Here is a 12409-nt window from a genome sequence, read left to right on the forward strand (position 1 = left end):
CACCGCGGGCACCGCGGGCACCGCGGGCACCGCGGGCGCTACGCGCGGCGGCGCCACTCCCGGAAGCGGTAGCGGGTGGCGTCGACGCGCGACTCCTGCCACGGGCCCTCGTCGACGAGCTCCCACGCGTCGTCGAGCGCCGGCGCGCGGGTGTCTCCCGGTACGTCGCGGTCGACGATCGTCTCGGACACCCGGTCGGCGAAGGGCAGGGCATCGGCGTAGACGGCTCCCCCGCCGATCACCCACACGGTCTCGTCGGTGTCGAGTGCGGTCGCCAGGTCGTGCACGACCTCGGCGCCCTCGGCCGACCACGAGGTGTCCCGCGTCAGCACGACGTTCCGACGCCCCGGCAGTGGTCGGAACCGCGGCGGCAGTGAGTCCCAGGTGCGCCGCCCCATCACGACCACGGCGTCGCCGGTGACCTGCCGGAAGTGCGCGAGGTCCTCCGGGACGTGCCACGGGATGCCGCCGTTGGCGCCGATCACACCGGACGCGGTGCGCGCCCAGACCATGCCGACACCGCGGACGGGCTCGGTCCACCCCATCAGACGGCGACCGCGGCCTTGATCGCCGGGTGGTGCTCGTAGTCGACGACCGTGAAGTCCTCGTACACGTAGTCGTCGATCGAGTCGCGCGGAGCGATCTCGAGCGTCGGGTACGGGTACGCCGTGCGGGAGAGCTGCTCGCGGACCTGCTCGACGTGGTTGTCGTACACGTGGCAGTCGCCGCCGGTCCACACGAAGTCGCCGACCTCGAGCCCGGTCTGCGCGGCGATCATGTGCGTGAGCAGCGCGTAGGACGCGATGTTGAACGGCACGCCGAGGAACATGTCCGCGCTCCGCTGGTACAGCTGGCACGAGAGCTTGCCGTCGACCACGTAGAACTGGAAGAACGCGTGGCAGGGGGCGAGCGCCATCTCCGGCACGTCGGCGACGTTCCAGGCCGAGACGATGAGACGACGGGAGTCCGGGTTCGTCCGGATCTGCTCGATCACCTGGGCGATCTGGTCGACGTGCTCCCCCGACGGTGTCGGCCACGAGCGCCACTGCACGCCGTAGACCGGGCCGAGGTCGCCGTCCTCGTCCGCCCACTCGTTCCAGATGCGCACGCCGTGCTCCTGCAGCCACCGGGCGTTGCCGTCGCCGCGCAGGAACCAGAGCAGCTCGTAGGCGACGGACTTGAAGTGCACGCGCTTGGTCGTGACCAGCGGGAAGCCCTGCGACAGGTCGTACCGGAGCTGCGCGCCGAAGATGCTGCGCGTGCCGGTGCCGGTGCGGTCGCCCTTCGGCGCACCCTCCTCGAGCACCCGGCGCAGCAGGTCTTCGTAGGGAGTGGGGACGGTGGGATCGGGCTGCACGGTCTCGCTCACACGGAGAGCCTACGTCCACGACACGGCGAGCCTCCGTCCACGAGGAGAACCCGGGGCTCGCTGAGTACCGTGGGCCGCATGTCGACCCAGCCGCTCTCGATCCTCGTCGCCGGTGCGTCCGGCTTCATCGGGACCCCCCTCGTCCGCGCCCTGCGCGAGGCCGGACACCACGTCACGACGCTGACCCGCAGCGAACCCCGCACCGCGAGCGCGTTCCGCTGGTCCCCCGGCACGCGACCGCTCGACCCGGCGGTGCTCGACGGCGCGGACGTCGTGATCAACCTCGCCGGCGCGAACATCGGCAGGCTGCCCTGGACCGAGTCGTACAAGCGGGAGATCCTCGACTCGCGCGTGCAGGCCACGGAGACCCTCGTCGAGGCGATGCGCCACGCGACGAACCCTCCGGCGCTCTTCCTGTCCGGGTCGGCCTCGGGCGTGTACGGCGACCGTCCCGTGGACGTCCTCGGCGACGACGCCGAGGCCGGCCGGGGCTTCCTCGCCGACGTCTGCACGCAGTGGGAGGCCGCCGCGACCGCAGCCCCCGAGGGCGTCCGCGTCGTCCTGCTCCGCACCGGCATCGTGGTCGGGCAGGGCGGCGGCGCACTCGCACCCCTCGTACCGCTCACCAAGGCGGGACTGGGCGGCAAGCTCGGCACCGGTGGCCAGTTCTGGCCGTGGATCGCGCTCGAGGACGAGGTCGGCGCGATCGTGCACCTCGCCACCAGCCCGGAGGCCGCCGACGTGCGCGGCCCCGTCAACCTGGCCGGGCCGGAGGCCGCGGTGTCGAACCGCATCACCCGTCGCGTCGCCGAGGACCTGCACCGCCCCTACCTGTTCAGCGTGCCGGCCTTCGCCCTGCGCACGCTGCTCCGCGAGGCCGCCGACGAGATGCTGCTCTCGAGCCAGCGCATGGTGCCGCGCAAGCTCACCGGGTCCGGCTACCGGTTCCGGTACGAGCGCGCCGAGGACGCGGTCGACGCGGCCTTCTGACCCGACGACCGGAACGACCCGACGAACCGGAACGACCCGACGACCGGAACGACCCGACGACTGACGGACGGGAGGCCCGTGGCGGACACCGCCACGGGCCTCCCGTCCGTCAGCGGGTCGCCGCCGCCTTCGCCAGTGCGGTCCGCATCGCCGCTCGCGCCCGCTTGCGGTCACCGGCGGCGTCGTAGACGATGCCCAGTCGGTACCAGCCGCGCCAGTCCTCGGGGTCGGCCTCGACGGCGTCCCGGTACCGCGGGAACAGCTCGTCGGCTGCCTCGCGCGTGGGGCGCCCCGACGGGCGGACGGGGACGACGTCGTCCGGGGTCGCGCCCTCGCGCTCGAGCCGCGCGCCGAGCCGTGTGATGCGCAGCCCGAAGCGGACCTCGAGCACGAGCAGCAGCGCGCCGATCGCCGCGACGACGAACAGCGCGACGCCGATGCCGATGCCGATCGGCTGACCGGTCGCCACGAACGCGACCGCACGCTGACCGACGAGCCCGATGTAGAGCGCGAGCAGCAGGGTCATCAGCGCCGCACCCCAGAACGGGGAGCGGAGAGACCGCCAGGTCGACGTCACGGCTGGCCGATGCCGAGGACGCTGCCGAGCCCGACGGTCAGGCCGCGGGCACCGACCACGGCGGACAGCGCCGCCCGGACGCCTGCGACGTACGCCACGTCGTCGTTCGTGTCGTGGCGGATCGTGACGGTCTCACCGGGGCCGCTCAACAGCACGTCCTGCACCGCCTTCACCCCCGGCAGGCGCAGGGAGTGGATCGGGACGCTCGCCACCTGCTGCCCGCGGGCACGCTGGTCGACGTGCGGGGCGTCGACGGGACCGACCTCGCGACGGGCGTCCGCGATGAGCTCGGCGGTCCGGACGGCGGTGCCCGACGGGCTGTCGATCTTGCCCGCGTGGTGCGTCTCGACGATCTCGACGGACGGGAACCACGGCGCGGCGATCGTGGCGAGGTGCGTGGCGAGCACCGACCCGATCGAGAAGTTCGGGACGACGAGCACACCCTGGTCGGGCCGTGCCTCGAGCCCGGAGCGGAGCGTCGCGAGGCGGTCGAGCGACCAGCCGGAGGTCCCGACGAGGACGTTCGCGCCGCTCGCCAGGGCGTGGTCGACGATCGCGGGGCTCAGTGCGGGGACGGTGACGTCCACCACGACGGCTGCTCCGCCGAACACCGACGGCGGTGCCTCGTGCACGGCGTCCTTCGAGGACAGCGACGCGACGAGCTCGAAGCCGTCGAGCGACTCCACGACGGAGGCCACCAGGCCCCCGAGACGACCGGTGGCGCCGACGACGGCGACGGGAGTGACCATGGCTCCATCCTAGGATCGACGCATGCCGCTCCAGGTCAGGTCCGTCCCCGCCGACGCACCCGAGGTCGACTCGCTGCTCGACGCCTACCTCGACGAGCGCGAGGCGACCTTCCCGAGTGCGCAGGGCTCGTACTCGCGGAAGCGCACCCCGGCCGTCGAGTTCACGGCGCCGAACGGCGTGTTCGTGGTCGCGTACGAGGTCGACGAGGACGGGGCGCTCCCGATCGGGTGCGGCGGCCTGCGACGGATCGCCGCCCGTGCGGACGGCGATGCCACGCCGGACGACGACGCACGGTTCGAGGTGAAGCACGTCTACGTCTCCCCCGCCGGACGGGGTCGGGGCGTGGCGACCGCCGTGATGGACGCATTGGAGGGCGCCGCGCGGGACCTCGGCGCGACGAGCGTCGTCCTCGACACGAACGACTCACTCGTCGCCGCGGGTGCGATGTACCGGAGCCGCGGGTACGAGCGCACCGCGGCGTTCAACGAGAACCCCAACGCGACCGCCTGGTACCGCAAGCCGGTGCGCTGACCGGTGTCGTGCCTCCCGGCCGGCCCCGTGGCGCGCTGGGTGGCGGGCCGCTAGACGGGTTGTTCGACCGGCAGACCCGTGCGGAGCTCCACCGGCAGGTGGGCCAGGTCGTTGAGGGTGACCACCTCGGCCGGCTTCGCGGAGCGGATCCGGATGATGGTGAGCGCCGTGTGCGCCACGTTGGTGCCCATCCAGCGCCACTCCGGTGCCTGGAAGGCCTCGCGGACGAACCAGCCGATCACGGCGTTGTGCGTGATGAGCAGGTCGTGGCGGTCCTCGCGCGCCGGGGTGAACCACTCGGCGACGGCGTCGCCCATCTGGGCCTGGCCGGCGACGATCTCCTCTTCCGTCACGCCGCCGTACCAGCCCTGGTACGCGTGCGGCATGTCCGGCGTCGGTCCCGACGGGATGCAGTCGAAGAGCAGCGTCGAGGGCTCCGGCTGGATCGAGGGCAACCGCTGCGCGAGGTACGCAGCCGTCTCGCTCGGGGCGTCGAGCGGCGAGTGGTACACGCCGTCGAAGGGCACCCCGCCGAGGCGGTCGGCGACGAGCACTGCCTGGCGCTTGCCGCGTTCGGAGAGCTTGCCGTCGCGGAGTCCGTGCTCGGCGTCCTGGTGTTCGCCGTGCCGGACGAGGTACAGGTAGTGCGACACGTCCGTCACCCCTCGACGCCGATGGCCGCGGCGAGTTCGTCCCGCTGCACGGCTCCCACCACCGAGGTGATCGTGGGTCGGGTGAGCAGGTCGCGCGCCAGGTCGAGCACGTCGCCGGCGGTGACCCGGTCGACCCGCTGCAGCGCGGTGCCGAGGTCGGTGAACTCCCCCGTGCCCAGTTCGGACCGGCCGAGGCGGGTCATCCGGGCGTCGGAGTCCTCGAGCGAGAGCGTCAGGGCTCCCTCGATCTGGCCCTTGGCGCGGCGGAGCTCGTCCTCGGTGATGCCGTCGTCGACCATCCGCGCGAACTCGGCGTCGATGATCTCGACCACGCCGGCGACGTTGTCCGGGGCACAGCCGGCGTAGACGCCGAAGGCGCCGTTGTCGAGGTAGGCCGGGGCGAAGGAGGACACGGCGTAGGCGAGTCCGCGGCGCTCGCGGACCTCCTGGAAGAGGCGCGAGCTCATGCCCCCGCCGAGCACGGCGTTCAGCACGCTGAGCACCGGGCGGCGTTCGTCGCGGAGGTCCAGCCCCTGCGAACCACGGAGCATGCTGACCTGCTCGGTCGGCCGGTGCGCGACGGCGAGGCGCGGCACCGCCGGGTCGGCGACGGGCTGCGGGGAGCGCCGGGCGAGCGGCGAGGCCCGCGGGGCGTCGCGGAAGACGCGCTCGACGAGTTCGCGGAAGCGGTCGTGGTCGACGGCACCAGCGGCGGTGACGACGATGCCGTTCGGTGCGTAGTGCTCCCGGTAGTGGTCGAGGACCTCGTCGCGCCCGACGGCACGGATGCTCTCGGGTGTCCCGCCGATCGGACGGCCGAGGGGGTGCCCGTCGAAGGCAGCGGCGAAGAAGGCCTCGCCCGCGACGTCCGCCGGGTCGTCGGCGGCCATCGCCAGCTCCTCGAGGATGACGCCGCGCTCGACGGCGAAGGCGTCCGCGTCGAGCACCGAGCCGGTGACCATGTCGCCGATCACCTCGACCGCCATCGGGACGTCGGTGTCCCGGACCCGCGCGTAGTAGCAGGTGTACTCCTTGGCGGTCGCGGCGTTGTGCTCACCGCCCACGGAGTCGAACGCGATGGCGATGTCGAGTGCGCTGCGTCGACCGGTGCCCTTGAAGAGCAGGTGCTCGAGGAAGTGCGTGGACCCGAACTGCCCTTCGCGCTCGTCACGGGACCCGACACCGACCCAGAAGCCGAGGCTCGTGGAGCTCGCCCCCGGCACCGACTCGGTGAGGACCCGGACACCGGACGGCAGCACGGATCGACGGACGAAGGCACCACCGGACGTCAGGAAGGACGTGTCCTGGGCCTCGAGCGGCAACGGCACTGGCTGGTTCATCGCAGGAGAGCCTACTGACCCGGCAGGGCCGATCATCCAGATTCCACAGGCTCGCGGCGCGTGCCTCGAACTGGGGTACATCCGAGGAGGATAGAAAGACTCGTCTGTCTGTCCTCACTGTGGTACAGTCGTCACATCGGGTCGGAAGCCCCCCTAGATTCCGACCCGATGGCTCGGGACATCAGTCCTGCGCGGCGGAGTCCCCCCACTCCCCCGCGGAGCCGATGAGTCCGAGGAGCAGCGCTGTGACGGTCGATTCCCCCCAACCGGCCGTCCAGCGTCTCCCCGGCCCGAGCACGAACCTCGCGTCGCCGGACGGGTCGAGCGTCCCCCCGGCTCCCCGCTCCGGCGGCGCGAAGGTCCGCATCCTCGAGACCGCGTCGAGACTCTTCTACGAAGAGGGCATCCGCGGCGTCGGCGTCGACCGCCTGATCTCCGAGGCGAGCGTCACGAAGGCGACGTTCTACAAGCACTACGGGTCGAAGGACAACCTGATCCTGGCCTACATCCGGGCGCAGGACGAGCGGGTGCAGCAGGCCTTCGCGCGCCTGGTCGAGGAGGCAGCCTCCCCGGTCGAGGCCGTCCGCGCCTGGGTCTCCGCCGTCTCGGACGACGTCGGCCGACCGGACTTCCGCGGCTGCGCCTTCCTCAACGCCGCTGCCGAGTACCACGATCCCCGCGACCCGGTCCGCCAGGTCGTCGCCGCGCACCGCGACTGGTACACGGAACAGCTCTTCGCGCTGCTGCAGCGCGCCGGACACCCGATGCCGGGCGACGGCGCCGACGAGCTCATGCTCGCGCGCGACGGCGTCATGGCCGGTGCGTACGCCGGCGACGCCATCGCGGCCACCGCCGCGCTCGGGCGGGTCGTCGAGCGCGTCATCACGCGCTGACCGGGACGGGCGCGTCCGACGCCTCCCGGGTGGGCAGCGGACGGCCGGGAGGCACGTGGCGGCGCCGTCCCGCGCCTCCCGTCCGTCCCATCCACGGGACAGGACGCGGGTGTTGGCTGGACGCATGGCCAACGACCCCAACTGGAACCTCCCCGAGGTCCCCTCGTTCACCCTGACCAGCCCCGACTTCAGCGACGGTGGCGCACTGCCCGACTGGGCACGCGGCTCCGACGCCGGTGGTGAGGACCGCTCCCCCGCGCTCGAGTGGTCCGGCGCCCCCGACGGCACGCAGAGCTACGTCCTCACCGTGTACGACCCCGACGCGCCGACCGGCTCGGGCTTCTGGCACTGGAGCCTGACGGACGTCCCGGCCTCGACCACGTCGCTCCCGCAGGGCGCCGGCACCGACGACGCGCTGCTGCCCGCCGAGGCGCTGCGGCGTCGCAACGAGTACGGCACGGACACCTTCCTCGGTGCCGCCCCGCCCGCCGGCCACGGTCCGCACCGCTACGTCTTCACCGTCAGCGCCCTCGACGTGCCGGTGCTCGAGGCCCCCGCCGACGCCACGCCGGCGGTCGTCGGCTTCCTGCTCCGCGAGCACCTGCTCGGCCGCGCGCAGCTCACCGGCACGCAGGAGACGCCCGCCTCCTGACGCCGCCCGGGACACGGCGACGGCCGCCGCTCCAGCAGGAGCGGCGGCCGTCGTCGTGTCAGCAGCGCGAGGCGCGAGGGATCAACCCTCGGCGTTGTCCTCGGTGTGCTTCTCGTGGCCCTCGCGGCCCTCGGTGTCCACCTCGTCGGCGACGACCGGCGCGAGCGAGAGCTTGCCGCGGTCGTCCACCTTGGTGACCTCGACCAGGACCTTCTGGCCGACGCCGAGTACGTCCTCGACGTTCTCCACGCGCTTGCCACCGGCGAGCTTGCGGACCTCGGAGACGTGCAGCAGACCGTCGCGGCCCGGGAGCAGCGACACGAAGGCACCGAACGTCGCGATCTTGACGACCGTGCCGAGGAACTGGTCCCCGATCTCCGGGTTCGTCGGGTTCGCGATGGCGTTGACCTGCGCACGGGCGGCCTCGGCCGACGGGCCGTCGACGGCGCCGATGTAGACCGTGCCGTCGTCCTCGATCGAGATGTCGGCGCCGGTCTCGTCCTGGATCCCGTTGATCGTCTTGCCCTTCGGGCCGATCAGCTCGCCGATCTTGTCGACGGGGATCTGCACCGAGATGACGCGCGGAGCGGTGTCCGCCATCTCGTCGGGGGCGTCGATCGCCTCGGTGAGCACACCGAGGATGGCCGAGCGGGCCTCCTTGGCCTGCTTCAGCGCGGCGTCGAGGACCGACGACGGGATGCCGTCGAGCTTCGTGTCGAGCTGGATGGCGGTGACGAACTCGGAGGTACCGGCGACCTTGAAGTCCATGTCGCCGAGGGCGTCCTCGGCACCGAGGATGTCGGTCAGCGCCGCGTAGCGGGTCTGGCCGTCGACGGTGTCGGAGACGAGGCCCATCGCGATGCCCGCGACCGGCGCGCGCAGCGGCACACCGGCGTTGAGGAGCGACAGGGTCGAGGCGCAGACGGAGCCCATCGACGTCGAACCGTTGGAGCCGAGGGCCTCGGACACCTGACGGATGGCGTAGGGGAACTCCTCGCGCGACGGCAGCACCGGCACGAGGGCGCGCTCGGCGAGGAAGCCGTGCCCGATCTCGCGACGCTTCGGCGAACCGACGCGACCGGTCTCACCCGTCGAGTACGGCGGGAAGTTGTAGTGGTGCAGGTAGCGCTTCTTCGTGACGGGCGACAGCGAGTCGATCTGCTGCTCCATCTTGAGCATGTTCAGCGTGGTGACGCCGAGGATCTGCGTCTCGCCGCGCTGGAAGATCGCCGAGCCGTGGACGCGCGGGATCACGGCGACCTCGGCGTCGAGCGGACGGATGTCGGCGAGGCCGCGACCGTCCATGCGGACCTGCTCGGTCAGGATGCGGCCGCGGACGACCTTCTTCGTGACCGACTTGTACGCTCCGCTGACCTGGCCGTTGGCGGACTCGGGGAGCTCCCCGGCCTCGACCTTGGCGGCGACGGCCTCCTTGACGCGGGCCTTCAGGGCGTCGTCCTTGTCCTGACGCTCGAGCTTGCCGGCGATCTGGTAGACGTCCTTGAGCTCGTCGAGGGCGAGGGCCTCGACGGCGGAGTAGACCTCGGGGGCGTACGGCGGGAAGACCGGGTAGTCCTGGATCTCCTTGGCCGACTGTGCGGCCATCTTCGCCTGCGCCTCGACGAGGACCTTGAGGAACGGCTTGGCCGCCTCGAGGCCCTGCGCGACGATCGCCTCGTCGGGCTTGGTGGCGCCGCCCTGGATGAGGCCCCAGGCGTGCTCGGTCGCCTCCGCCTCGACCATCATGATCGCGACGTCCTCGTTGCCCTGGTCGTCGGTGACGACACGGCCGGCGACGGTGAGGTCGAAGACCGCTTCCTCGAGCTGCGAGGCCTTCGGGAACGCGACCCACTGGTCACCGATGAGCGCGAGGCGCACACCGGCGATCGGGCCGGAGAACGGCAGACCGGAGATCTGCGTCGACGCGGACGCCGCGTTGATCGCGAGCGCGTCGTAGAACTCGTCCGGCGCGATGCTCAGGACGGTGATGACGATCTGGACCTCGTTGCGCAGGCCGTCGACGAACGACGGGCGCAGCGGCCGGTCGATGAGACGGCAGACGAGGATCGCCTCGGTGCTCGGACGGCCTTCGCGACGGAAGAACGAACCGGGGATCTTGCCGGCGGCGTACGAGCGCTCCTCGACGTCGACCGTCAGCGGGAAGAAGTCGAAGCCCTCACGCGGGTGCTTGCCGGCGCTGGTGGCCGAGAGGAGCATGGTCTCCTCGTCGAGGTACGCGGCGACCGCGCCCTGGGCCTGCTGTGCGAGGCGGCCGGTCTCGAACCGGACGACGCGCTTGCCGAACTTGCCGTTGTCGATGACGGCTTCGGCGAACTTGATCTCGGGACCCTCCAAAAGGGTGCCTCCTTGACGTGTTCGGCAGACCTGGGCGACGGCACTCGTGGTGCGTGCGCGCCGAGGGGTCGGGGCGCATGTCTGGCCAGCAGTAGAAGCACTCGGGACTCCGAACGGCCCGCGAGCCACCACCGATGACCAGCTCCGTGCCCGGTCTGCGCAGTGTTGTGTGCCAGCTCCGCGAGTGTGACGTCCGGAGCGTGACGTCCGGAGAACGGTCCCCGGACGATGAGGACTTTACCAGTCCTCAGGCACCCGGCGGGTGTTGCTCCTGGCGAACGGGCGTGTCCCCGGTAGCCTGCCGACATGCGCACCAGCCCTCCCCGGCGCGTGCTCGTCGCGGCCGCCGTGGTCGTGGGCGCGCTCGTCGCACCGGTCGTCACCGCCCTGCCCGCGAGCGCGTCGACGACGGAGTACCCCACGTGGCAGGACGTGCAGCGCGCGAAGGGGGACGAGCAGGCCGCGGCCGCAGAGGCGACGAAGGTGCAGGCGGCACTGCGGTCCGTGCAGGCCGACGCCGCGGCGAAGTCGCAGACCGCCCTCGACGCCTCCGAGGCCGCCGACCGTGCCGAGGCGGACCTCGCGTCGGCGACGCAGACCGCCACGGCGCTCCGGTCCCAGGCCGACACCGCCAAGCGCACCGCCACCCAGGCGCAGGACCGTGCGGGGCAGCTCGCCGCGACCCTGTACCGGGACGGCAGCCAGAACGCGATGACCACGCGCATCGCCACCACGGACGACCCGGACCAGCTGCTCTACCAGCTCGGCGCCGTCGACCAGCTCTCGAGCACGTGGGAGGGCGTCCTCGAGGACGCCTCGGTCGCCGGCCGGACGGCGGAGTCGCTGCACGACCAGGCCGAGCGTGCCGAGTCCGAGCGGAGCACCCTCGCCGCCGCCGCCGAGGAACGGTCCGCCACGGCCCGGACGGCCTCCGACGCCGCCGAGCGGGCCGTCGCCGACACCCAGCAGCACAGCGACGAGCTCTACGCGCAGCTGGCCACCCTGAAGGACACCACCGCCACGACCGAGCAGCGGTACGAGCTCGGCGTGCAGGTCGCCGCACAGAAGGCCGCGCAGCAGCGGGCGCGCGAGCGAGCCGCCGCAGCCCAGCGCGCGGCGGCGGCAGCCGCCCCCTCGGCCCCGGCGCCGGTCGCGACCAGCGGCGGGACCGACACGTCCTACCCGAGCACGGGCGGCGTCACGGTCGACCCGGCCGGTGCGCAGGCGTACGCCCGCAGTGCGATCGGCGCCTACGGCTGGGGCGGCGACCAGTTCTCGTGCCTGGTCTCCCTCTGGAACCAGGAGTCGGGCTGGCGGGCCAACGCCCTCAACGCCTCGAGCGGTGCGTACGGCATCCCCCAGTCACTGCCCGCGAGCAAGATGGCGGTCGCCGGGGCGGACTGGCGGACGAACGCCGCCACCCAGGTCAACTGGGGGCTGGCGTACATCCACGACGCCTACGGCTCGCCCTGCGCGGCGTGGAACCACGAGATGAGCGTCAACCCGCACTGGTACTGACCGGCCGACACCGTCCGGTACCGCGGGTCAGTGGCCGAGGCCACCGAGCAGGGACGCGAAGTCGGTCGGCGCGGCGAGCGTCTCCTGCTGCGGCGTCCGCCGGGAGGCGCGGATCGCCCAGGCCAGGTCGGCCCCGGCCCGGCGGATGCGTGCGTCCAGCGCGGCGGAGTCCGCCTCGCTCCCCCAGTCGTCGGTCGCGGCGAAGACACCGGTCGGTACGACGGCGGCGCGCAGGTACGCGAACACCGGGCGGAGGGCGTGGTCGATCGCGAGCGAGTGCCGTGCGGTGCCCCCGGTCGCCGCGAGCAGCACCGGCAGGTCGGTCACGCCGTCCTTGTCGAGCACGTCGAGGAACGACTTCGCCAGACCGCTCATCCCCGCGGTGAAGACCGGGGTGACGAAGACGAGCGCGTCTGCCTCGAGCACGGTGCGCTGAGCGGCGGCCAGGCCCGGTGCGGCGAACCCGGTGAGCATCGCGTCGACGATCTCGTGGGCGATCGGACGCAGCTCGACGTGACGGACGTCCACCGTGCCTCCCGGCTGGTCGGCCGAGACGGCGGTGACCGCGGACGCGGCGAGCCGATCCGCGAGCAGGCGGGTGGAGCTGGGCTCGGAGAGCCCGGCGGAGACGACGGCGATGGTGGTCATGACAGTTCCCGACTTTCGATGCGTTTGCATGAACATCGTACCGAACCGAGGCCGGGGCGCAACCATTCCCGGTCGTGGCCGGCCGGGGACGAGGAACGCCCCGGTCCTCACGAGGAGGACCGGGGCGTTCGGT

Annotated in this window: 13 protein-coding genes; 5 read left to right on the forward strand and 8 right to left on the reverse strand. The window is 72.3% G+C overall.

The window, feature by feature from the left end; genetic code table 11:
- Positions 1–38: 38 nt before the first annotated feature.
- Positions 39–545 carry a dihydrofolate reductase gene (locus tag ACH0A8_RS14705; protein WP_406907447.1) on the reverse strand — a complete coding sequence of 169 codons (507 nt, stop codon included), beginning with the start codon at positions 543–545 and terminating at the stop codon, positions 39–41.
- Complete coding sequence (locus tag ACH0A8_RS14710) at positions 545–1369, reverse strand: thymidylate synthase (protein WP_235426526.1); 825 nt, start codon at positions 1367–1369, stop codon at positions 545–547. The genes ACH0A8_RS14705 and ACH0A8_RS14710 overlap by 1 nt, the downstream gene beginning before the upstream one ends.
- Positions 1370–1447: 78 nt before the next feature.
- Between ACH0A8_RS14710 and ACH0A8_RS14715 the strand changes: the two genes are divergently transcribed.
- Positions 1448–2359 (forward strand): TIGR01777 family oxidoreductase, encoded by a 912-nt coding sequence (locus tag ACH0A8_RS14715; protein WP_406907448.1) that lies wholly within the window; start codon positions 1448–1450, stop codon positions 2357–2359.
- A 109-nt stretch (positions 2360–2468) separates the two neighbouring features.
- Here the strand turns inward: ACH0A8_RS14715 and ACH0A8_RS14720 are convergent, their stop codons facing one another.
- Together ACH0A8_RS14720 and ACH0A8_RS14725 are read right to left on the reverse strand one after the other, a co-directional pair.
- Positions 2469–2885: a tetratricopeptide repeat protein gene (locus tag ACH0A8_RS14720; protein WP_251160879.1), complete on the reverse strand. Its 417-nt coding sequence runs from the start codon at positions 2883–2885 to the stop codon at positions 2469–2471.
- 47 nt (positions 2886–2932) lie between these two features.
- Positions 2933–3685 carry a 4-hydroxy-tetrahydrodipicolinate reductase gene (locus ACH0A8_RS14725; protein WP_209686068.1) on the reverse strand — a complete coding sequence of 251 codons (753 nt, stop codon included), beginning with the start codon at positions 3683–3685 and terminating at the stop codon, positions 2933–2935.
- Positions 3686–3707: 22 nt separating this feature from the next.
- Between ACH0A8_RS14725 and ACH0A8_RS14730 the strand changes: the two genes are divergently transcribed.
- A complete protein-coding gene (locus tag ACH0A8_RS14730) occupies positions 3708–4217 on the forward strand; it encodes a GNAT family N-acetyltransferase (RefSeq protein WP_271826495.1) in 510 nt (169 codons plus the stop codon).
- A 50-nt stretch (positions 4218–4267) separates the two neighbouring features.
- On the opposite strand, the gene ACH0A8_RS14735 is transcribed toward ACH0A8_RS14730, so the two are convergent.
- Together ACH0A8_RS14735 and ACH0A8_RS14740 are read right to left on the reverse strand one after the other, a co-directional pair.
- Positions 4268–4870, reverse strand: a complete 603-nt coding sequence (locus ACH0A8_RS14735; protein WP_066657952.1) for a histidine phosphatase family protein — start codon at positions 4868–4870, stop codon at positions 4268–4270.
- Positions 4871–4875: 5 nt separating this feature from the next.
- On the reverse strand, positions 4876–6210 hold the full coding sequence (locus ACH0A8_RS14740; protein ID WP_251160862.1) for a pitrilysin family protein: 1335 nt from the start codon (positions 6208–6210) through the stop codon (positions 4876–4878).
- Between the two features lie 245 nt (positions 6211–6455).
- On the opposite strand from ACH0A8_RS14740, the gene ACH0A8_RS14745 reads away from it, so the two are divergent.
- Positions 6456–7103: a TetR/AcrR family transcriptional regulator gene (locus ACH0A8_RS14745; RefSeq protein ID WP_066653259.1), complete on the forward strand. Its 648-nt coding sequence runs from the start codon at positions 6456–6458 to the stop codon at positions 7101–7103.
- 124 nt (positions 7104–7227) lie between these two features.
- Positions 7228–7755, forward strand: a complete 528-nt coding sequence (locus ACH0A8_RS14750; RefSeq protein ID WP_066653256.1) for a YbhB/YbcL family Raf kinase inhibitor-like protein — start codon at positions 7228–7230, stop codon at positions 7753–7755.
- Positions 7756–7836: 81 nt separating this feature from the next.
- On the opposite strand, the gene ACH0A8_RS14755 is transcribed toward ACH0A8_RS14750, so the two are convergent.
- Positions 7837–10110, reverse strand: coding sequence for a polyribonucleotide nucleotidyltransferase (locus ACH0A8_RS14755; protein ID WP_066653253.1), 2274 nt, complete (start codon positions 10108–10110; stop codon positions 7837–7839).
- Between the two features lie 306 nt (positions 10111–10416).
- Between ACH0A8_RS14755 and ACH0A8_RS14760 the strand changes: the two genes are divergently transcribed.
- Positions 10417–11628 (forward strand): coiled-coil domain-containing protein, encoded by a 1212-nt coding sequence (locus ACH0A8_RS14760; RefSeq protein ID WP_406907449.1) that lies wholly within the window; start codon positions 10417–10419, stop codon positions 11626–11628.
- Between the two features lie 27 nt (positions 11629–11655).
- Here the strand turns inward: ACH0A8_RS14760 and ACH0A8_RS14765 are convergent, their stop codons facing one another.
- Positions 11656–12276 carry a CE1759 family FMN reductase gene (locus tag ACH0A8_RS14765; protein WP_400427593.1) on the reverse strand — a complete coding sequence of 207 codons (621 nt, stop codon included), beginning with the start codon at positions 12274–12276 and terminating at the stop codon, positions 11656–11658.
- Positions 12277–12409 lie beyond the last annotated feature (133 nt).

The sequence above is a fragment of the Curtobacterium sp. 179-B 9B NHS genome (assembly GCF_045370965.1).
Lineage (GTDB): Bacteria > Actinomycetota > Actinomycetes > Actinomycetales > Microbacteriaceae > Curtobacterium.